Source organism: Streptomyces sp. NPDC052042, from assembly GCF_044548345.1.
Lineage (GTDB): Bacteria > Actinomycetota > Actinomycetes > Streptomycetales > Streptomycetaceae > Streptomyces.
This window is the reverse complement of record NZ_JBIUBU010000016.1, coordinates 164,836-185,782: the sequence shown is the minus strand read 5'-3', so window position 1 is coordinate 185,782 and position 20,947 is coordinate 164,836. Positions and strand designations below refer to the sequence as shown.

18 protein-coding genes are annotated in these 20,947 nt (G+C 70.6%); 11 read left to right on the top strand and 7 right to left on the bottom strand.

Going from position 1 to position 20,947, the window contains the following annotated elements; translation table 11 throughout:
• Positions 1-221: 221 nt before the first annotated feature.
• The gene (locus ACIHCL_RS24825) at positions 222-1,508 is read right to left on the bottom strand and encodes an XRE family transcriptional regulator (protein WP_399864848.1); all 1,287 of its coding nucleotides are present in this window, start codon (positions 1,506-1,508) and stop codon (positions 222-224) included.
• A 260-nt stretch (positions 1,509-1,768) separates the two neighbouring features.
• On the opposite strand from ACIHCL_RS24825, the gene ACIHCL_RS24820 reads away from it, so the two are divergent.
• The 4 genes from ACIHCL_RS24820 to ACIHCL_RS24805 are packed head-to-tail and all read left to right on the top strand — an operon-like array spanning position 1,769 to position 5,367.
• Complete coding sequence (locus tag ACIHCL_RS24820) at positions 1,769-2,806, top strand: dTDP-glucose 4,6-dehydratase (protein WP_399864846.1); 1,038 nt, start codon at positions 1,769-1,771, stop codon at positions 2,804-2,806.
• Positions 2,796-3,806, top strand: coding sequence for an ATP-grasp domain-containing protein (locus ACIHCL_RS24815; protein WP_399864844.1), 1,011 nt, complete (start codon positions 2,796-2,798; stop codon positions 3,804-3,806). The genes ACIHCL_RS24820 and ACIHCL_RS24815 overlap by 11 nt, the downstream gene beginning before the upstream one ends.
• Positions 3,803-4,936 carry a DegT/DnrJ/EryC1/StrS family aminotransferase gene (locus tag ACIHCL_RS24810; RefSeq protein WP_399864842.1) on the top strand — a complete coding sequence of 378 codons (1,134 nt, stop codon included), beginning with the start codon at positions 3,803-3,805 and terminating at the stop codon, positions 4,934-4,936. The genes ACIHCL_RS24815 and ACIHCL_RS24810 overlap by 4 nt, the downstream gene beginning before the upstream one ends.
• Complete coding sequence (locus ACIHCL_RS24805) at positions 4,933-5,367, top strand: low molecular weight phosphotyrosine protein phosphatase (RefSeq protein WP_399864840.1); 435 nt, start codon at positions 4,933-4,935, stop codon at positions 5,365-5,367. The genes ACIHCL_RS24810 and ACIHCL_RS24805 overlap by 4 nt, the downstream gene beginning before the upstream one ends.
• 19 nt (positions 5,368-5,386) lie before the next feature.
• Here ACIHCL_RS24805 and ACIHCL_RS24800 read toward each other — a convergent pair whose 3' ends face one another.
• Positions 5,387-6,562 (bottom strand): UDP-N-acetylglucosamine--N-acetylmuramyl-(pentapeptide) pyrophosphoryl-undecaprenol N-acetylglucosamine transferase, encoded by a 1,176-nt coding sequence (locus ACIHCL_RS24800; RefSeq protein ID WP_399864838.1) that lies wholly within the window; start codon positions 6,560-6,562, stop codon positions 5,387-5,389.
• Positions 6,563-7,131: 569 nt separating this feature from the next.
• Between ACIHCL_RS24800 and ACIHCL_RS24795 the strand changes: the two genes are divergently transcribed.
• Positions 7,132-7,977 (top strand): RNA polymerase sigma factor, encoded by an 846-nt coding sequence (locus tag ACIHCL_RS24795; protein WP_399864837.1) that lies wholly within the window; start codon positions 7,132-7,134, stop codon positions 7,975-7,977.
• Complete coding sequence (locus ACIHCL_RS24790) at positions 7,956-9,287, top strand: hypothetical protein (RefSeq protein ID WP_399864836.1); 1,332 nt, start codon at positions 7,956-7,958, stop codon at positions 9,285-9,287. Before ACIHCL_RS24795 ends, ACIHCL_RS24790 begins: the two co-directional genes overlap by 22 nt.
• 230 nt (positions 9,288-9,517) lie before the next feature.
• On the opposite strand, the gene ACIHCL_RS24785 is transcribed toward ACIHCL_RS24790, so the two are convergent.
• On the bottom strand, positions 9,518-10,534 hold the full coding sequence (locus tag ACIHCL_RS24785; protein WP_399864835.1) for a L,D-transpeptidase family protein: 1,017 nt from the start codon (positions 10,532-10,534) through the stop codon (positions 9,518-9,520).
• Between the two features lie 308 nt (positions 10,535-10,842).
• Here ACIHCL_RS24785 and ACIHCL_RS24780 point away from each other — a divergent pair, with 308 nt between their 5' ends.
• Positions 10,843-12,423 carry a methylmalonyl-CoA mutase gene (locus ACIHCL_RS24780; RefSeq protein ID WP_399864833.1) on the top strand — a complete coding sequence of 527 codons (1,581 nt, stop codon included), beginning with the start codon at positions 10,843-10,845 and terminating at the stop codon, positions 12,421-12,423.
• 70 nt (positions 12,424-12,493) lie between these two features.
• The gene (leuE, locus tag ACIHCL_RS24775; RefSeq protein ID WP_399864831.1) at positions 12,494-13,159 is read left to right on the top strand and encodes a leucine efflux protein LeuE; all 666 of its coding nucleotides are present in this window, start codon (positions 12,494-12,496) and stop codon (positions 13,157-13,159) included.
• Positions 13,160-13,283: 124 nt separating this feature from the next.
• Here the strand turns inward: leuE and ACIHCL_RS24770 are convergent, their stop codons facing one another.
• The gene (locus ACIHCL_RS24770; RefSeq protein ID WP_399864829.1) at positions 13,284-13,487 is read right to left on the bottom strand and encodes a hypothetical protein; all 204 of its coding nucleotides are present in this window, start codon (positions 13,485-13,487) and stop codon (positions 13,284-13,286) included.
• Between the two features lie 26 nt (positions 13,488-13,513).
• Complete coding sequence (locus ACIHCL_RS24765; RefSeq protein WP_399864865.1) at positions 13,514-14,230, bottom strand: DUF899 domain-containing protein; 717 nt, start codon at positions 14,228-14,230, stop codon at positions 13,514-13,516.
• Between the two features lie 226 nt (positions 14,231-14,456).
• On the opposite strand from ACIHCL_RS24765, the gene ACIHCL_RS24760 reads away from it, so the two are divergent.
• Together ACIHCL_RS24760 and ACIHCL_RS24755 are read left to right on the top strand one after the other, a co-directional pair.
• Entirely contained in the window at positions 14,457-15,422 is a 966-nt protein-coding gene (locus ACIHCL_RS24760) for a glycosyltransferase family 2 protein (RefSeq protein WP_399864828.1), read from the top strand.
• Between the two features lie 3 nt (positions 15,423-15,425).
• Positions 15,426-16,769, top strand: a complete 1,344-nt coding sequence (locus tag ACIHCL_RS24755; RefSeq protein ID WP_399864826.1) for a polysialyltransferase family glycosyltransferase — start codon at positions 15,426-15,428, stop codon at positions 16,767-16,769.
• 207 nt (positions 16,770-16,976) lie between these two features.
• Here the strand turns inward: ACIHCL_RS24755 and ACIHCL_RS24750 are convergent, their stop codons facing one another.
• Complete coding sequence (locus tag ACIHCL_RS24750) at positions 16,977-18,293, bottom strand: polysialyltransferase family glycosyltransferase (protein ID WP_399864825.1); 1,317 nt, start codon at positions 18,291-18,293, stop codon at positions 16,977-16,979.
• The gene (locus tag ACIHCL_RS24745; RefSeq protein WP_399864824.1) at positions 18,290-19,270 is read right to left on the bottom strand and encodes a glycosyltransferase family 2 protein; all 981 of its coding nucleotides are present in this window, start codon (positions 19,268-19,270) and stop codon (positions 18,290-18,292) included. The genes ACIHCL_RS24750 and ACIHCL_RS24745 overlap by 4 nt, the downstream gene beginning before the upstream one ends.
• 207 nt (positions 19,271-19,477) lie before the next feature.
• Between ACIHCL_RS24745 and ACIHCL_RS24740 the strand changes: the two genes are divergently transcribed.
• Positions 19,478-20,827 (top strand): DUF6716 putative glycosyltransferase, encoded by a 1,350-nt coding sequence (locus ACIHCL_RS24740; protein WP_399864823.1) that lies wholly within the window; start codon positions 19,478-19,480, stop codon positions 20,825-20,827.
• The last annotated feature ends 120 nt before the right edge of the window (positions 20,828-20,947 follow it).

Sequence of the window (20,947 nt, the reverse complement as noted above, 5' to 3'; positions counted from 1 at the left end):
CGCCAACGCCAACCCCACATCGTGCGCGGATACTTCGGCAGCCGCCACGTCCGCTACATCCTCGACGAGTGAACCCAATAAGTTTCTGATCAATAGGTGCCGGTTCCTGACTTCCGACTGCCTCCGCGTATCTTCAGGTGCCTCTGGCTGCTCCTGGGGCGCTGTTGGTCACGCGTTGGTCATGCGATCCGCCCAGCGTGTTCGGTGCCCGTGCAGACTGTTCACGCACGCACGAACGTCAGCCGCTGGTGTGCGTACGAGCGGAGATCGCGAACGGCCGCTTTGCCTCGGTGGGGCTCGAGCGACTCCCGCAGGGTGCTGCGCACCAGGTCGAGGCATCGTGAAGCGCCTGTCCGCAGAGCAGTGTCAAGCGCTGTTCTGGTGTCCGTGACGGCGGCGTCGACGTCATGGCTGGCGAGCGCAGCGTGGGCGCGGTAGGTCAGCATGATGGCGCGGGTTCTCTCCCGTTCGGGAACCAGCAAGCTCAGGCCCTCCTCCAACGCGGCTGTGGCTCGCTGTGGATCGTCGAGGTCCAGCCAGCAGCGCCCGGCGTCGACGGCGAGGTCGGCGGATGACATCCAGGACACCCACACGGGCGCCGATTGCGTTGGCCCGCGATCCAGTTGATGTTCGGCATCGTTGAGTGCGCGGGCGGTGCCTACATCGTCCTGGAGGACTGCGAGGGCGCGAGCCCGGCGTACATCCAGCAGGGAGAGGGCGGTGGCGTGGCGAGTTCGGGTGCGGGCATGGGAGAGGATGTCGACGGCTTCGCGAGGGTGGCCGAGCCAGGTGGCGGTGTAGGCGAGGTCAGAGAGGACCCCCGCTCCGAGGTCGCGGTCGTCGGCGCTGTGGGCTGAGTGCAGGGCGGTGCGCCAGTGGCGTTGCGCCGAGGCATGGCGGCCTTGGTCGAAATGGAGCCAGGCGGCGCTCTGGGCTGCCTGCGCCAGGACGGTACGCAGGCGGCGGCCGGTGGGTTCGTCGTAGCGGGCCGAGTCGAGCAGGTTGATGGTGACGCGCATGGCCGCGCCGAGAAGGTCGGCACACTCCTGAGGGGATGTGTTCGCCAGGCCGGGGAGACGTTCGACGCTGCTTTCCAGCCAGGTGAGCAGGCTTTCGTCGACGCGGCGCCCTGCCAGAGCCCCAGCCAGACGTTCGGGTTCGACGCTGGCCCATTCGGTTGCCATTCCGACTAAGGATCCGGCGGCGAGGACGAGGAAGGTGCGGCGGTCAGGCTGGTCGAGATCCACCAATAACTCCGTGTGGGCGGCGCGGACGCCGGCTGGGCTGAAGGGGAATGGGCGATCGTAGGCGGGGAGCCACCACGGCCATGCCACTGTCCGCAACCGGGCGGACTCGATGCCCAGAACGTCGGCCAGCAGCTCTTGATAGAGGTCGCTGGGAGCGCCTACCCGCCTGTGCTCCCACCGGTAGATGCGACTGCGGTCGGCAGCGATGCGAAGACCGCGGCGTTGCGCGGCCAGATTCAGATGATGGGCGAGCTTTTCCATGCTCCACCCGCGCTGTTGGCGAACGTAGGTCAGGGGATGTCGTACCGCTTCCGTCGGCATGCACACCCCCCAACTCTGGTGTCTGTACGGCACCGTAGCGACCCGATTCACAGAGCGGGCCCACATCGGGCATACAGACTCCAACGAGGTGCGCGGCCCACCGTGGAGGCAGCTCGGCGAGTTCCGGGCATCTCTCGACGGCCTGCGGACATCGGCTCTCTGCGTGATGTGCCGGGCCGCCACTCTTCCGGGAGGCGTGCATGAAACACGTACTCGTCACTGGAGGTGCGGGCTTCATCGGCTCACACTTCGTCAAGCGGCTCATCCAGACCAAGGACATTGCCCACGTCACCGTCCTCGACGCCCTCACCTATGCCGGCCACATCGAGAACCTGGGCATGGCGTTCTTGTCGGACAAGCTCCGGTTCGTCCATGGTGACATCCGAGACGCAACGGCCGTCGACAACTTGATGGCGTCCGGTCCCACGGCAGTGGTGCATTTCGCGGCCGAGTCCCACGTCGATCGCTCCTATGACGCGGCCGACGGGTTTCTGTCCACGAATGTTCTCGGTACCCGGGTGCTTGTGGACGCGGCTCACCGCCACGGCATCGACAAATTCGTCCATGTCTCGACCGACGAGGTCTACGGCCCGCTGCCGAAGGGAACAGCGACCGAAAGTTCACCCTTGCGCCCCTCGATCCCGTACGCGGTGTCGAAGGCGGCCGCCGACCTGGTAGCCCTGGGTGCTCACCAGACCCTTGGACTCCCGCTGTGTGTGACGCGCAGCAGCAACAACTACGGGCCCTACCAGTACCCGGAAAAGATCATCCCGCTCTTCGTGACCCGGCTCTTGCGAGGAGCGCCCGTCACTCTCCACGACCGGGGGCAGCACGTACGTAACTGGCTTCACGTGGAAGACAACTGTGCCGGGATCGAGGCGGTGCTGCGTGGTGGTGAACCGGGGGAGGTCTACAACCTCGGTGGAGGCACTGACCTGTCCAGCAAGGAGCTGACCGGCCACCTGCTGAACATCTGCGGCGCGACGTGGGACGCGGTCACGTACATCCCCGACCGACCGTCGAACGACGTCCGTTACTCGATCGACTGGTCCAAGGCTCGCAACCAGCTCGGATACCGGCCTGTTCACCGCCTGGAGGATGGGCTGGCTGAAACCGCCGAGTGGTACCGCCGCAACCCCGATCGGTGGGCCCCGCTCGCGAGCGGTGGTCTGTGGCGCACCTCCTTGCCGGCCTCCCGCCCCGAGCCCGCATCTCTGGAGGACGACCGTGCCCGCTGACCCGATCGCCCCGCGCCGGATCCTGGTCACCGGCACCGGGGCCAACCCGGGCTTCGGGCTGGCCCGGAGCCTTGTCCGCCTTGGCCACCAAGTCATCGCCGCCGACGCCAACCCTCTCGCCCCAGGGTTCCTTCTCCCGCAAGTCGTGCCGCAGGTCATTCCGCTGGCTGACGACGAGGACTATCGAGCCCGCATGGCCGGGCTGTGCCGGGCGCTGGCGGTGGACGCGGTGGTACCCGCCATCGAGAACGATCTCCCGCCGCTGCTGCGCATGAGCTCTCGGCTGGAGGAGATCGGCGTGCGTATGTGGCTTCCCGAACCCGCATCAGTGCACGTGTGCATCGACAAGGCAGCCTTTCATCGAGTGCTCACCGAGCACGGAGTGCCCACCCCTCGATCTTGGTGGGGCGACACCCTCGACCGGGTTCCCGAGAACATGCAGCTGGTGGTCAAGCCCCGACGCGGCCACGGTGCCCAGCACGTCCACTTCGTCGAGAAGAAGGAGCACGCCCTGCTGTTGAGCGAGGTGGTCCCTGACGCCTTGGTGCAGGAGCGGGTGTACGGAACCGAGTTCACGGCGGACTGCCTGGTGGACCGCACAGGTCGAGCGTCGGCGATCCTGCGCCGCCGGGACCTGGTCAAGGCTGGGCTCGCCGCTGTCTCCACCACCTTCCACGACACCGTCGTGCTCGATCTCGTGCGGGCCGCCCTACGCGCCGTACGCGCCGAGGGACTGTGCTGCGTACAGGGCTTCGTCCAGGACGACGGCCAGGTCACCATCACCGAACTGAACGTCCGGATCGCCGGTGGCTTTCCGCTGACCGAGGCGGCCGGAGCCGAACTTGTCGGCCAGATGGTCAACGGGCTGTTCGGCCTCCCGGTCAACCACGACCGCCTGACCTACCGGCCAGGGGTGTTCCTGACCAATTACGTCGAGACGCTGGCCGTCGGCGAGACGACCGATCTGAAGCGCATCACCATGAACGGGGTAACCACATGAGCCCGACCATCCCCGATGCCCGGCGCAACGCGTCCCCATACCTCTACGGACGAGAGGCAGCGTCTGTCGCCCGAGTCCTGGGGACCGGACAGTACGGGCACACCGACCTCACCGCCGAATTCGAGAGCCGGATCGCTGCTCACCTCGGTGTGCCGGACGCGGTGGCCGTCACCTCCGGCACCGCCGCCCTGCACAGCGCCCTGCTGGCCACTGGCACCGGTCGTGGTGACGAGGTGATCGTGCCGTCCATGACGTTCTGCGCCACCGTGCAGGTCATCCGGGCTGTCGGAGCGGTCCCGCGGTTCATCGACGTAGACCCGGCGACGTTGTGCGTCACCCCGCAACTCGTCATGGAGGCAGTCACCGATGACACGGCCGCGGTGCTACCGGTGCTCTTCGGCGGCCGGGCCGTCGACCTCAGTTCCATTCGCGAGGATCTGGCGGAGCGGGGCATCGTGGTCATCGAGGACGCAGCCCATGCCTTCGGCTCTCACTGCGGACCCCATCACGTCGGCGCAGACAACACGGCCCTGACGTGCTTCTCCTTCGGGCCTGTCAAGAATCTGACCTGCGGCCAAGGCGGGGCCGTCATCCCCCGTACGCCCGAGGAGGCCGCCGCCGTTCGCCGACTTCGCATGCTGGGCGTCACGCAGTCCCAGAGCGAGCGCGCTGAGACCACCGGCTACCGGGTGGAAGGCTTCGGCTTGCGGTATCAGCTCTCGTCCATCAACGCCGCCATCGGGCTGGCGCAGCTCGACCATTTCGACACCACCGTGCGCTCCCGGCGGCATTTGTGGCGCACCTACAGCGGTGCCTTGGAAGCGCTGGAGGGCGTGACGCTTGTCGACGTCGACCTCGACCACACGGTGCCGCACCTGTGTCAGGTCCGCGTACCGCACCGGGACCACGTATTCGCCCACCTGCGCGCCAGGAACATCGGCGTCGGCGTTCACTACCCGCCCAACCACCTTCAGCCCGCATTCGCACGCTGGAGGCGTGACCTGCCCGCCACCGAACGGGTCAGCCGCGAGATCCTGAGCCTGCCTTTCCACCAGCACCTCACCGAGGCAGAGGTCCATCGAGTGGTGACCGCCCTGGAACACGCGCTCAAGGCCACGGGCGGCGCATGATGTCGAACCTGCTCGCCGTGTGTCTGGGGAACTACTGTCGCAGCCCCTTTGCCCAGCTTGCACTCGCCCGGCGGGGCGGACCACGTACGTCCGTCCGCTCGGCCGGGCTGATCGGCAAGTGGCAGGACCAGCCCGCCCACTCCGCCATGATCGATGCCGCCCGGCGTCTGGGCTACGACCTCACCGCCCACCGTGCCCGGCAGATCACCCCGGACATGCTGGATTGGGCGGACGCGGTACTCGCCATGGACGCCTCCGTGCTCGCCACCCTCCGGGCCGTCTGCGGTTCGGAGAATGAGAACAAATTGCGCCTCTACCTTGGCGACCGGGACGTGCCCGACCCGATGGGCCGGGACGACGCTGCATTCCACGAGTGCGCTGTGCTCATTGAAGCCGGCACCGCCCTGCATACCGGCGGACGGGTCACTTAGCCCACTCAAGGCTGCGCTGTTACTGGGACGCTGCGGACATGATCACGTCCACGAGCCTTTCCGCAGCGTCCGGGCGGCCGTGTGCCCCGGCTGCCGCGGCCATCGCGTTGCGGCGCTCCGGATCGTCGAGGAGTGGGCCGACCGCCCCGCGCAGGCGCCCGCCGGTGACGTCGCCCAGGAGTGCGACTGCCGCCCCGGCCTCTTCCAGGTGACGGGCGTTGTGGGCCTGCTCGTTCCCGGCCGCTGTCGCGAGCGGGACGAACACCGCCGACTTGCCCAGGGCGGTCAGCTCGGCCAGGGTGCCCGCACCGCTGCGGGAGATCACCAGATCGGCCAGGGCCAGGACGTCCGGCAGCTCCGGTCCGACGAACGGGGTGAGGTGGTACCGGGCGGCGAGGGTGGCCGGAAGCTCTGCGGCGCGCGCGGACAGTGCCTCCCGGTGGGCCGGGCCGCACTGGTGCACCACGTTGGCGCGCTCCAGCAGCCATGGCAGTTCGCCGCCGACCACGTCGTTGATCTGCTGAGAGCCCTGCGCGCCTCCGGTGACGTACACGGTCGGGAGACGGCGGTCGAAGCTGTGGAGGCCGAGCGCGGTCACGGCCTTGTCCGGGTGGCCGGTCAGGACCTCCGGTCGTACGGGATTGCCGGTGACCACCGCCGCCGACCGCACGCTCTTCGGCAGGAGCGGCAGGGTCGACTCCGAGGACACGGCAATCCGTGCGGCGGAACCGGCGAGCTTACGGTTGGCGAGGCCGAGGCGGACGGTCTGCTCGTGCAGGACCAGCGGTACCCGGCACATCCTGGCGGCGAGCCCCGTCGGCACGGCGACGTAACCCCCCGTGGCGAGGACGACGTCCGGCCGGAAGGCGGAGACGGCACTGCGCGCCTGAGCGACCCCGATCGGCACGCGCGCCATGTCCCGGACGTTGGCGGGCGACACCATCTTCAGCGGGTTCGCCTGACGCCGGATCTTGCCCGTGGCGACGGTGGTGAACGGGATGCCCTCGGCGCTGGTGACCCGGGCTTCAAGGCCCTCGGCCGTGCCGATCCACAGGACGTCCAGAGTGCGGCCGGAAGCATCCAGGCGTGCCTGCAAGGTACGGATCGCGGTGAGAGCGGGGTATGTGTGACCGCCAGTGCCGCCACCCGTCACGATCAGGCGGAAGACGGTCGTCTGCTGAGGCGCGGTGTTCACGCTGGGCACTCTAGTGGCTGCTGTTCGGTGATCGTTCGTGATCGTCTCGGCGACGGAGGCGCCTGGGTTGCGCTTTCGGGCGCGCTCTTCGCGTTGGTGGCATCCGGGGCCGAATGGAAGGTGCCAGCAGCCTGTCCTGAGCTCACGCAGCGACTGAACGCGGCTGGGTCGGGTGAGCGCTGGAAAGTGCTGGTCACTTGGGTATCCGGCGTCCGGGAACGTGCCCACCCGGAAGAACTCGCTGGCGCGTTGGTCACGCCGTTGGTCACGGAGGGGGTAGGCGGCCCACGAAGCACCTGGTCAAGGGGCCACATGCTGGGGCGACGACCGGGGCCGCCACCCCCCACAGGAGAGGCCCCGGTCGTCTTCGACGGGGCCGTCGGACGGCCCCGTATTCCACTCAGCGCCGCCGCCGCCATTTCTGTCACACCGTGCCCTGTCCAAAGAATGTTGCAGCTTGTACAAGTCGTGGACGTACGCATGCGTAAGGTCGTAGCGTGCTGAGTCGCGCAGGGTGACGCGGCAGTGATGACCAGCTGCTATTCAAGACGGCAGGACAGGTTGAGGGAGTGCTGGGGGACGACGCGGAACTGACTGCCGCCGTACTCGCGGCGCAGGGCGGGGACGAGGATGCCTTCCGTGCTGTGTACCGCGCTGTGCAGCCGCGGCTGCTCGGTTACATAAGGACACTCGTGGGGGAGACGGACGCCGAGGACGTGGCGTCCGAGGCGTGGTTGCAGATAGCCCGCGATCTCGACCGTTTCAGCGGCGACGCGGACCGCTTCCGCGGCTGGGCGGCGCGCATAGCGCGCAACCGCGCCCTGGACCATCTGCGGATGCGTGGCAGACGCCCCGCCGTAGGCGGCGACGAATCGGCGCTGTCGGACCGGCCTGCCGCGTCCGACACCGCCGACGAGGCGATGGAGGCCCTCGCGACCGGCAGCGCGATGTCGCTCATCGCCCAACTGCCGCAGGACCAGGCCGAGGCCGTGGTGTTGCGCGTGGTCGTCGGCCTGGACGCCAAGAGCGCGGCGCAGACACTGGGCAAGCGGCCGGGCGCGGTGCGCACCGCCGCGCACCGGGGGCTGAAGCGGCTGGCCGAGCTGCTGCGTGTGAGAGGCGTGAACGGGGTGAGCGACGACCTCGGTGGAGCGGGCGGCCCGGCCGGTGCGGACGGCCCCGCCGGCGCCGATCCCGGGAACGCCGCCGAGCCCGCGAACGGCGCGGGCGGCGCGAACGGGGCGGGGGGAACGGAAGCGGCGGACCGCGTTCCCGCCGGTGATCCGGCGGATCCGGGTGCGTCGGGCCGGACGACGGAGCTCGGTGCCGTGCCCGCCCAGCGTCCCGCACACCAGGGGCTGACCGCGCCGGCCGGTGTGACGCATTCGCGTCCATGGACGCAGAAGGACATGTGATGGCCGACGAGCGGTACGAATGGCTTGACAAGGACGCAGCGGAGAAGTTGCTTCGCGGCGAACCGGCCGCTTCCCTCGACGGTCGTCCCGACACCGGGGCGGAGGAACTCGCGGCGGTGTTGGAGGCCGCCGCACGCAACGCCCGTCCGGCCACCGGCGAACTGCCGGGTGAGGCCGCGGCGCTGGCCGCCTTCCGTGCCGCACACTCCGCCCGCTTCGGGACGTGCGCCGATACGGGTGCGACGAGTCCGGGCCCGACCTCCGCGCACGCCGAGGTGACCGGGCACGCGGAGCAGGCGGACGCGCCGGTCCCGGTCGACGTCCTCGATCCCGTCCACATCCGGCCCGCCGCCGGTGTCCCCGTCACCGCCGTCGCGAGCGTCCCATCGGCCGAGGGAGCCTCGGCGACAGGAAGCGGCCGTCCCCGTTCCCGGCGCCGCACCCGCCCGCTGAGGTTGGGCCTGGTCGCCTCCTTCGCGGGCTGCGCGCTCGGCGGGGTGGCGGTGGCCGCGGGGGCGGGGGTGCTTCCCGGGCCCTTCGGTGGCCACACCCCCGCACCGGCGAGTTCCGTGTCGGCCGACGCGTCCCCCGACGGGGTGGGTTCGCGGGACGTCACCGAGGCACCCCCGGCCGTGCAGCCGTCGGCCTCCCCGGACACGCCGTCCGCCACGCCCCCGACCGGTTCCGTCGACCCCGGCGGCGAGGACGAGGAGCGCGGCAACGGCGACGGCCGCAGGAGCGACGGCAAACCGGACGGTACCCCGGACGGCGGCGCACACAGCGGGGCGCCCGCGGTTCCGGGCGGCGCGAACTCCGGCCGCTGGCACGCCAAGCCGGCGCAGGCGTGCCGCGAGTACCGCGACGGCGACCTGGACGACGAGCACAGGCGCTATCTGGAGGCGCTGGCGAACGGCGCCCGCAACCTGGAGCGGTTCTGCGACCGGATTCTTGACAAGGACGAGGACAAGGAAGGGAACGGGCAAAAGGACCAGGACGACGGAGACGAGCAGGGCGGTCGGAACGGCTCGGGCGACGGCGAGCGCACCGCCGGGAACGGCAACGGCGGTGACAACCAAGGCGACAACGTGAACCGGCAAGGCGGCGTGAGCAACCGCGCCCTCCCGGCGATCCAGGTCGGCACCACCCCGAAGAAGCCGCCCACGCCTCCGGGACGGTCCGCCCTCCCGCGCGCGTCGGCGTCGGTGTCCGTGCCGACGTCACCCTCCACCGTCCCGTCCACGATCCCGCCCTCGGCGGGCCGGACGAAGACGGGTGCGACCGCCGGCTCTCCGGCTCCCACCGGCCGGTAGGCGTGCGGACGGGGCTGCGGCACCGCCGCCCACCATCGGGTGTGACGTTTTTCCGGGCCATGACGCAGTACTGAATGCCGACTGGTCATCGGCAGCGCGACGAGCCGAGGTTCCCCCCGTACCTTTGGCTCAGCGCATCGGCGCGGGCGGGACATGTTCCCCCTGTCCCGCCCGCGCCACCTTCCTCCCGGACCGGCATCGCCGGTCACGACCCAAGGACGGGACCGTCCTCATCCGTAGACGACGACCTTGTCCCCGTTCTTCACCTGGTCGAACAGCGTGGCGATCTTCGCCTTGTCGCGGACGTTGACGCAGCCGTGCGAGGCCCCGGCGTAGCCGCGCGCCGCGAAGTCCGCCGAGTAGTGCACCGCCTGGCCGCCGCTGAAGAACAGCGCGTACGGCATGGCCGTGTGATAGATCGTCGACACGTGGTCCCGGGACTTCCAGTAGACGGAGAAGGTGCCCTCGCGAGTCGGCGTGTACTGGGAGCCGAAGCGGACGTCCATCGACGAGACGACCCGGCCGTCGATCATCCAGGACAGGGTGCGGCTGTTCTTGCTGATGCACAGCACCCGGCCCGTCATGCAGCGCTTGTCCGGCTTGGCGATCGGCAGGGTGGTCGGCGGGCGCAGTTCGGTGGCCGTCGGCGGGCGCGTCATGCCGAGCAGTCGCTGCCAGGTGACGGTGTCCGTCCCGCCGGTGGTGGCCAGGCCGCGCTTGGCCTGGAAGGACCGTACGGCGGCGGCCGTGACCGTGCCGTAGTAGCCGGTGGGGGAGCGGTTGAAGTGACCGATCTGCCGCAGCCGGGCCTGGAGCTCGCGCACCTGCTCCCCTTGGGAGCCGCTCGCCATCAGCGCCGTGCCCTGCGGATCCGGCCGCTCCGTCGGCTCCGTCGGCTCCGTCGGCTCGGGTGGTGCGGGGGGCGCGGTGGTCGTCGGGGAGGCCGGCGAGGGCGAGGCGTCCGGCGGCGTGGCCGAGACGTCCGGGGACGGCGACCGCTGTGCGACGGGCTTGGCGTCGTCGCTCGCCGCGGCCTGCGGGGGCGCGGACGGCGGTGACGACGAGCCGTTTGCGGGCGGTGCCTCGCAGCCGACGGTCGCGGCGGCCACGGCGACGACGGCCAGCGTCGCCCTGGTGGCCGTCCCGGCCCAGCCCCGTCTTCCGGTCCCTGGCCAAGCCCCCGCGCCGGTCCGCGACTTGAACGGTGCGGTGTCCCGCGACGCGCCTGCGATGGTGCTGCGTATCATTTCGGTTTCCTGCCCCTCCGGGTTGCTCCGGTGTCCCATGGGACGGATTCCCGCGCTTTTCGGTTGCCAAAGCCCGCGTGCGACGGGAGAAGCCGCGCATGATGGAGGGGAGCGGCCACGGTGGCCTGCGGCGGGACAGGTGCTGTGAGCAAGGTCCCAGCGTCCGCCCCTCCATCGGTCTCGTGCCCGCCGATACAGTCCGTCGCAGAAACCCCCTTCTTTACCAGTAAGTAGCTTGCGATCGTCAGGCGGTGTTCTGGTGATCCGCAGGCGGCATTGCGGAGCAGCTTCAGCGGGAGGCACAGCAGATGACGCGTGAGTCCGAGTCGGGACTGCCGATCGAGCCGGTGTACGGGCCGGGCGCACTCGACGGCTGGGACCCCGGCGACAAGCTGGGGGAGCCGGGCTCGTATCCGTTCACGCGCGGTGTCTACCCGACGATGTACACCGGCCGCCCGTGGACGATGCGGCAGTACGCGGGCTTCGGCACGGCCACGGAGTCCAACGCCCGGTACAAGCAGCTGATCGCCAACGGCACCATGGGTCTCTCCGTCGCCTTCGACCTGCCCACGCAGATGGGCCACGACTCCGACGCGCCGATCGCCTCGGGCGAGGTCGGCAAGGTCGGGGTCGCGATCGACTCGATCGACGACATGCGGGTCCTGTTCGGCGGCATCCCGCTGGACAAGGTCTCCACGTCCATGACGATCAACGCCCCCGCCGCCCTGCTGCTCCTGCTGTACCAGCTGGTCGCGGAGGAGCAGGGGGTCGGCGCCGAGAAGCTGACCGGCACGATCCAGAACGACGTGCTCAAGGAGTACATCGCACGCGGGACGTACATCTTCCCGCCGGGGCCGTCGCTGCGGCTGATCGCGGACATCTTCAAGTACTGCAAGGCCGAGATCCCGAAGTGGAACACCATCTCGATCTCCGGCTACCACATGGCCGAGGCCGGCGCCTCGCCCGCGCAGGAGATCGCGTTCACCCTCGCCGACGGCATCGAGTACGTCCGCACCGCCGTCGCGGCGGGCATGGACGTCGACGACTTCGCGCCCCGCCTCTCCTTCTTCTTCGTGGCCCGCACGACGATCCTCGAAGAGGTGGCCAAATTCCGCGCCGCCCGCCGGATCTGGGCGCGGGTGATGAGGGAGGAGTTCGGTGCGAAGAACCCCAAGTCGCTCATGTTGCGCTTCCACACCCAGACGGCCGGGGTGCAGCTGACGGCCCAGCAGCCGGAGGTCAATCTGGTGCGCGTCGCCGTCCAGGGGCTGGCGGCGGTCCTCGGCGGCACCCAGTCGCTGCACACCAACTCCTTCGACGAGGCGATCGCCCTGCCGACCGACAAGTCCGCCCGCCTCGCGCTGCGCACCCAGCAGGTCCTGGCGTACGAGACGGACGTCACGGCGACGGTCGACCCGTTCGCGGGTTCGTACGTCGTGGAGAAGATGACGGACGACGTCGAGGCGGCGACCCTGGAGCTGATGCACAAGGTCGAGGACCTGGGCGGCGCCGTGCACGCGATCGAGCACGGTTTCCAGAAGAACGAGATCGAACGCAACGCGTACCGGATCGCTCAGGAGACCGACTCCGGCGAGCGCGTGGTCGTCGGCGTCAACCGCTTCGAACTCGACGAGGAGGAACCGTACGAGCCGCTCCGCGTCGACCCGGCGATCGAGGCGGAGCAGGCGGCCCGCCTCGCCAAGCTCCGCGCGGAGCGCGACCAGGACGCGGTGGACGCGGCACTGACCGAGCTGCGGAAGGCGGCCACGGGCACGGACAACGTCCTCTACCCGATGAAGGACGCGCTCAAGGCGCGGGCCACGGTCGGCGAGGTCTGCAACGCGCTGCGCGAGGTGTGGGGGGCGTACGTGCCGACGGACGCGTTCTGAGGCCGTCGCTCTTCGAGATTTCCCGCCCCTGTCTGGACGGAGTGTCGTACCCGCGTGCGACACTCCGTTCATGCTGGGTGTCACCGACCTTCCGACCTACCTCGCCGGGCTGGCAGTGATCGTTCTGCTGCCGGGGCCGAATTCGCTGTACGTGCTGTCCGTCGCCGCCCGGCGCGGGGTGCGGTCCGGGTATGCGGCGGCGGCCGGGGTGTGGACCGGGGACACCGTGCTGATGACGCTGTCCGCGCTGGGCGCCTCGTCGCTGCTGCAGACCACGCCGGTGCTGTTCGCCGTCGTCAAGTTCGCCGGGGCGGGCTATCTGACCTGGCTGGCCATCGGCATGCTGCGGTCGGCACTGGCGATGTGGCGGGAACGGCACCGGCGGGTGGCCGAGCTGACCGAGGAGAGCGCGCAGGCCGATGCCGCCGGGGCGATGGAGCGGCCGTACCGTCGGGCTCTGGTGGTCAGCCTCTTCAACCCGAAGGCGATCCTGTTCCTGATCTCCTTCTTCGTGCAGTTCGTCGACCCCGGCTACGCCTACCCGGCGCTGTCGTTCCTGCTGCTGGGCATGCTGCTCCAGATAGCCAGCTTCCTCTACCTGTCGATGCTGATATTCGGCGGCACCCGCCTGTCCGCCGCTTTCCGCCGCCGCAAGCGGCTGTCGGCGGGCGCGACCTCGGCGGCCGGACTGCTGTTCCTCGGCTTCGCGGCGAAGCTGTCGGTCAGCAGCGTGTGAGGGCGGTCTCCCGGGCCGGAGCGGGACGGCGCGACGGGACAGACCTCGGGACCGCGCCGGGGGCTGTGAAGCCCGCTGGCCTCCGACCTCGAAGCCGAATGGCCTGACATCGAAGTCGGGCCGGTCAAGCAGTCGCAGCGAGCCGCTCCTTCGTGGGACCGCCGCTCGGCGCGGCCCACGCCCGGGAGATCGGCGGGAAGTCCGTCGTCAGCTGTCCGCTGCCCGAGCAGTTCGACGGCGTGACCGTGACCAGGGGCGTCACCGCGTCGTTCCACGACTCCTTCCCGAGGCCGTACGCCGACGGGTCACCGAGAACTGGGTCGGCCACGGCTTCGCGGCGCCGGACCCGCGGGGTCAGCGGCCCTGACGCGGCCGTTCAGCCCCGTCGGCGCCCGCGCCGTACAGCGCGGCGATGTCCTCGGACCTCGGCCACCGGCTGTAGGCGGGGGACTGCGGCCACCCTTCGGGCGAGTCCTGCCATTCCTCCTGCCGCCCGTACGGCAGGAGGTCGATGAGCGCGAAGGTGTGCGTGAGCTGCTCGGCGCCCCGGCAGCTGGTGTGCCAGGTGCGGTAGACGGTGTCCCCCTCGCGCAGGAACACGTTCACCGCGAACTCTCCCCCGGGCGGCGCGCCGACATCGGCCCCGAAGGAGCTGTCGGCGGTCGAGTACCAGGTCATCCGGTTGCCGACCCGCCGCTTGTACGCGAGCGCCTCATCGATCGGCCCCTGGGTGACGACGACGAAACGCGCGTCGTAACCGTCCAGGAACTCCAGGCGGGTGAACTGCGCGGTGAAGCCCGTGCAGCCCGGGCACTGCCACTCCTTGCCGGGAAACCACATGTGGTGGTAGACGATCAGCTGCCTCTTGCCGTCGAAGACGTCCACCAGCCGAACCGGCCCGTCCTCGCCTTCGAGGGTGTAGTCGGGCACCTCCACCATCGGCAGGCGACGGCGCTCGGCGGCGATGGCGTCCAGCTCCCGCGTCGCGGCTTTCTCCCTGGCCCGCAGCGTCTGGAGCCGGCGCTCCCAGGTGGCGGTGTCGACGACGGGCGGCAGTGGGTGGGTGGTCATGGTCCCCTCGCAGAATTCGGGCGTGGCTGTCATGGGCACAGGGGTAGACCGGGCCGAGCCCGGGAACTCATCGCTCACCCCACCGCACCGCCCACCCCGCCGCGATGCCGCGTCGGGCGTCATACGGGTGTCGTCCAGAATTCACCGCTCGTCGCCCCGGCGGCCACCTCGTTCTCGACAAGCCTGATTACGTTCGGCGGCTACAAGATCGAAGGCGAGGGCCGGCGTGCCGAAACTGTCCGTTGTCGTACCACTCCACAATGTCGCCCCGTATGCCGACACCACGCTGGGCAGCCTGGCCCGCAACGCGGCCGGGGACGTCGAGTTCCTGCTGGTCGACGACTGCTCCACGGACCAGACGCCGTCCGTCATCGACCGATGGGCCGCCCGGCTCCCGCAGGCCCGGGTCATCCGCCACGACACCAACGTGGGCATCGCCACCGCACGCAACAGCGGGATCGAGGCGGCGAGCGGCGAGTTCCTCACCTTCCTCGACGGCGACGACTGGTACGCCCCCGGACACCTCGACCGGCTGCTGGACGCGGCACAGGAGCTGGGCGTCGACTTCGTCCGCCACGATCACGTCCAGTCGACGGGCACCAGCCGAGTGATCCGCCGTGCCCCGGCCCGGATCCGGGACCGTGCGACGGACCCCCGGGCCCAGATCGCGTACCCGGGGATGGAGACGATGGTCGACTACCCCTTCGTCTGGGCCGGGCTCTACCACCGGCGGCTCTTCGAGGACGGCGCCATGCGCTTCGAGCCGGCACTGCGCACCGCCGAGGACCGGCTGTGGATCTGGCGGCTGCACCTGCGGGCACGCAGCTACGCGGTCCTGGGCCTGCACGGGATCTTCTACCGGCGCGGGGTCACCACCTCCCTGACCCAGATCAAGGACTCCCGTCAACTGGACTTCTTCCCCGCCTACGACACCCTGCTGGACGAACTGGCGCAGGACCGGGACGCGGAACTCCTCCTGCCCAAGGCGGTCCGCACCTACTGCGCGCTGATCGCCTTCCACAGCGAGAAGGCGGGGGACTACGAAGCCGCCACCGCCCGCCGCCTGAGGCAGGAGTCGACCGCCGCGCTGCGCCGTATGCCCCAGCACGTGCTGGACCACACCCTGACGACGATGGACACGAAGCGCAGCACCTTGCTCCGACGCCTGCGTGACAAGCAGAAGGCCGCCTGACCCATGCCCCCGCGTATCCAGATCTTCCAGGCCTCGACCCTGTACGGGGCCGCCACGCTCGCCGCCGCCCTCGACGCCGGCCAGTTCGGGCCCCGGGCGGACAGCCGCCGGATCCTGCTGGTGTGCAACAACGCCCCGGTGCCGGAGACGGCCGCGGGCCTGGACGCGATGCTCGGCTACGACCGCATCGCCGCCCGTTTCGACTCCGTCATCAGCTGGAACGAGACGATCCGCCCGTACCACCCCGGTGCCTGGGGGCCGCGTGCCGAGGACGTCGTGCTGTGGCAGCGCGCCCTCCGGCTCGCCTGGGGACTGGGCGAGGAACCCGTCGAACTGGTCCTGGAATCCATCCAGGTGGACCCCGCCCGCGCGCTCGCGGCGATCTTCTCCGAGAGCACCCTGCACGTGTACGCGGACGGCCTCATGAGCTACGGGCCGACCCGCACCAGGCTGCCCCAGTCGATCGGCTGCCGCGTCCAGCGCGTGCTCCACCTCGACCTGGTTCCCGGCCTCCGGCCCCTGCTCCTGTCCGAATTCGACGTGGCGCCCGAACTCGTCCCCGCGGACGCCTTCCGCAAGGTCCTGGGCGAGATCGCCGACTCGGCGGACGGCGACCCGGCGCTCACCGAAGCGGTGGCGCAGGCCCCCACCGCCGTGCTCCTGGGCCAGTACCTCGCCGCCCTCGACATCCTCACCGTCGACGAGGAGGAGGACCTGCACATCCGGATGCTGCGCGGGGCCGCCCGCGCGGGCCACACCTCCGTCCTCTTCAAGCCCCATCCCACCGCCCCCGCCCGCTACTCCGACGCCCTGGACAGGGCCGCGGCCGAGACCGGAGTGCGGCTGGTCACGACGGACACGCCGCTGCTGGCGGAGACCCTCTTCGAGAGGTGCGCGCCCTCGCTGGTCGTCGGCTGCTTCTCGACCGCCATGCTCACGGCCGCGGTGCACTACGGGATTCCGGTCGCCCGGGTCGGCACGGGCCTGGTGCTGGAGCGCGTCGCACCCTACGAGAACAGCAACCGCGTTCCGCTGACCATCGTCGACCACCTGGTGCCCGATCTGGAGGGCCACGGCGGCGGTGACGTTTCCCCGCTGCCCGACAGCGCACCCGCGACCCTGGGCCCGCTGGTCCGCACGGTCGGCTACTGCATGCAGTCGGGTCTCCATCCGGAACTGCGCGGCGAGGCGGAGAACTGGCTGCGGGAACGGCTGGACGGCAGCACCCGGCACTACTTCAAGCGCCGTCGGCTCGGCAAACTCTCCCTGCCCGGCGGCAGCGCCCAGGGCGCCGCGGCCCGGCTGCGGCGTACGGTGCGGCGCACCCGCAACACCCTGCGCGTCTGACGGCCGCCCGGGGCGGGCCGCCCGCCCGCCCCGGCCGACGAGGGCGAGGACCGCGCTCGCGGGCTGGGCACCGTCGCCGCCCCGTCCCACCGATCACGCCGGGACCCGGACGGGGCCGGGAACCGTACGAGGCCGCCGCCCCTGTCCGGGGCCCGACGGACCCGCTCGGCCGAGGCCCGGACGGGGAGCGACCACAGGCAGCAGGCGTCAGCGCAGCACGGTCCGCCCGAGGCGGCGTGCCCTGCGCGCTACCCGCCGCAGGGCCGGGTTGCGGGGGAGGGACGCGAGTCTGCCGGGCAGACCGCCGGGGAGCCCGAGCACCGTCAGCGTGCGACGGGGGAAGAGCTGCCGTTCGTCCGGTGTGGCGCCGTCCGCCAGGTATGCGGTGGCGGTCGGCCTCAGACACGGGTGGATGCGCGGCTGCATCGTGAACCCGAGCGTGGCCACGAGCCGGCCGGGGTCACCGGGGGTCCGGATGCGTCCCGTTTCGAGTTCCGGCAGCAGGGTGTGGGCGAGAACCGCCGGCACACGATTGCTGTTGCGGTACGGGGTCAGCCGCTCCAGCAGCGTTCCGGTACCCGTACGAGCGGTGTCCAGACCGTAGAACGCGCGAGCGGTGAAGAGCGCGGTCGAGAAACAGCCCACGACGAGGGCCGGCCGGAGCCGCTCGTACAGCGTCTCCGCGAGCACCGGAGCGTCCAGCACGGTCAGTTCCACGCCGAGCCGTCCGGCCTCGGACTCCAGCAGACGGGACCAGCGTGCGGGCGCCGTCGGGTGGGGCTTGAAGACGATCTGCCGGTGCCCGCGCCCCACGGCACCGCGCAGCATCCGCAGGTGGAGCTCCTCTTCCTCCTCGGCCGTGAGGATGTTCAGTGACGAGAGGTACTGGCCGAGGAGGAGCGCCGGACTGCGGTACGGGCAGTCGGGCGGGGGCGAGGCCGTCCCGACCTCCCCGAGGACCCGGCGGAAGGAATCACCCGGGACGATCTTCGCCTCGACGTCGAACTCCGTGAGCAGCAGGGGCTTCAGACCGGGGACCAGGTCGAGGTGGAGAAGCCGTCGCACGCGCGTGCCGAGCAGTGGGTCGAGCTTGATCCGGGTGGGCCCGTAACTCATCAGCCCGTCCGCGTACACGTCCACGGGTGCGCCGACGAAGATTCCGGTGAGGGCGAGAGCCGGATCGACCTGGATGGACTCGACGGCGAACTCGACGTCGTCGTCACCGAGTTCCCAGAGCCTGCGCAGATGGCGTTCCCAGAGCGGTAGGTCCGCGGTCCGTGGCGACCAGCCCGACGGGTGGAACGGCTCGATCGCCGCGTTCCAGGAGCGGACCTCGTCGAACCGGCCCCGGAGCGCCTCGAAGCCCGGCATCGCGTCGAGTGCCGGTGCGACCTCGGGGACGGCGGCGTTGTTGCTGATCAGCAGGATGCGCCGGTCCGCGGGCCGGATCAGGCCCGCGTCGACGGCCGCGGCCAGGGTGGCCGCGCCGTAGAGGGTGGACGCGCAGAGGATCTGAGTGGTCATGCCGCGGCGCCCGCCCCCGTGAGAGGCCGACGCCGCAGCCGCCGCAGCCGGGCGGACCTGTCGGTGTCCATGGAGTCGAACGTCTCCTTCAGAATGTCCTGCGGCATGCGGTGCAAAGCGGCCGAACTCATGTCGAGGAGTCTGCGGGCCACGGCCGGCTCGAATTTGGACATGGTCGCCAGATGGTGGGAGATGAGCGCGCAATAGGTGCGCACCGCTTTCGGCAGCAATGTATCGGCCTCGGGATCCCGCGCCGTCTCCTCAAGGACTTGATCGAACGCGCGGATGAAATCGAGCTGCCGGAGGTCGCCGATCTGGGTCAGGGAGGAGGCGACCCCGCGCCGGTAGAACACACCGAGCAGGCCGACCACGGCGAAGGACTCCGCCTCCCGGTGCAGCCGCCAGATCCACGGGCGGTCCTCGGCGGTGCGCAGTCCGTCCGTGAAGTGGAGCAGCCCGCGGTCGACCAGGCGGCGGTGGTAGGCGCCGGCCCAGGCGTACGGGTAGTCGACGGAGGTGGTGCGGGTGACCGGGAGGATCGCGTCGCGGGGATGCGCCGGCACGTCGCGCAGGCCGTAGGGCACCCGGCGCACGGTGCGTGACCTGGCGGTGCACTGCACATGGTCGGTCCGGATGAAATCGCAGCCCAGACGGTCCATCGCGGCGACCAGACCGGCGCAGTGCCCGGGAGCCAGCCAGTCGTCCCCGTCGAGGAACGTGACGTACCGGCCGCGTGACGCGTCCAGGCCGGTGTTGCGGGCGGTCGCCAGCCCCTGGTTCTGCTCGTGCCGTCGCAGTACCACCCCCGGGATCTCGTCCCGCGCGCGGCGCAGGATGTCCGCGGTCCCGTCGGTCGAGGCATCGTCGACGAGGATGAACTCGAAGTCCTCGCGTGCGTTGGCACGCAGGCTTCCGAGGGTGTCGAGGGCGTATGTCTGCACGTTGTAGAACGGCACGATGACGGAGAGCGTAACCACCCGGTCACGTTAAGGGCGGGTTCGGCATTTACCCTGTCCCGGAAAAGGACAGCAGGTGAACGGCGCATGTGAACATGGTGAACCGGCGTGAATACGCGGGTTGCCGAGCCGAACTCCGGATTGATTGGTCAATCGTCGGTTTTCTGTTAACCATCTGTTGCTGCTCCGTTGGGCCGCGAATCGAAATGCCTTCCTAAGTTCTGGGGCGTGGCTCCACGTACCGATAAGACGACCGCCCTCCGGGTAGCCGTGCTCGCAGACTCCGACACCAGGTGGAAATGGGGTGCGCTCACCGCGCGCCGCCTCACCACCGGCGGCCTCGGCGGTCCGGCGCAGCGCGCAGAGATCAGCGGACTGCTGCTGCGAGGCCGGGCCACCCCGACCCCGCGCCAGCTCGCCGAGGTCGGCGACGTCGGTATCGCCTCCGACCGGGTGCGCGAGGTGTCGGCCGTCGAGTTCCTGCACGGGGTACGGGACGAGGGGTACGACGTGGTCGTCCTCGCCCTCGTCGGGGGAGCCGTCCAGGCGATGCTGCACGGCCTGGCCGCGCTCCGGCTGCCGACCCGGCCGGTCGTCGTCACCGGCTACGTCGGCGTCGTCTACGAAAAGCTGGCCGACGGGCTGCTGCTGCGGCACGGCGCGGACGTCGTGCTCGCCAACTCCCGCCACGACGCGGAGCGTTTCCGCGCGGTGTACGAGGGAGTCGGCGCCGACGCCTCGGCCGTCACGGAGGCCGCCCTGCCGTTCCTCGGCGGCGAGCCGTACCGCCCGAAGGAGAACCGCGAGACGGTCGTCTTCGCCGCGCAGCCCTCCGTGCCCGCGTCCCGCGCCGAGCGCACGTACCTGCTGCGCCGGCTCGTCGAGCACGCCCGGCTGCACCCGGACCGCGAGGTGCTGCTGAAGCTGCGCTCCAAGCCCGGCGAGCACACCACACACATCGAGGAACTCCCGTACCAGCGGCTCGCGGAGCGGATCCCCGGCGGCCCGCCGCCCAACCTCCGCCTGGTGTACGGGCACATGGGCGAGGTCCTGGACGGTGCCGACCTGCTGGTCACGGTCTCCTCGACGGCCGCGCTGGAGTCCCTGCACCGGCGCATCCCGACCGCGGTCCTCACCGACCTCGGCGTCCGCGAGGCGCTCGGCAACCACCACTTCATCGGCTCCGGACTGCTCGCCTCCTGGGACCAGCTCGACGGCGGCCACCGCCCGGAGCCCGACGCAGGATGGCTGGCCGGCCAGGGGGTCGCGGCCGACGGCACGTACGCCACCGCCTACGACACCGCCCGCGCCCGCGTGGAGGACCTGCTGACCGTCGGCCGGCTGCCCGAGATCGCCCCGTACTACACACCCACCACCGCCCCCGGCTACCTCCCCGGCCTCCTCGCCCGCCACCACCTGGGCCCCGACGGCGGATCGTTGCCGGGCGCGGAGCGGCCGCGCGAGACCGGCGGACTGCGCGGCGCGGTCCGCGAGGCGGTACGGGAGGCGGCGCGCGGCGCGTACCGGCAGGGCGTCCAGCGGGTCGCCCCGGTCATCCGACGGATGGGCGAGCTGTGACGGCCGCTCCCCGGGCCAACGGGCCCGCCACCACCACGGTCCGCGCCACCGGCGTCACCGGGTCCGCCAGCACCGCGGTCGGCGCTCCCGGGCGCACGCCCCGAGGGCCCGCCGCCGTCG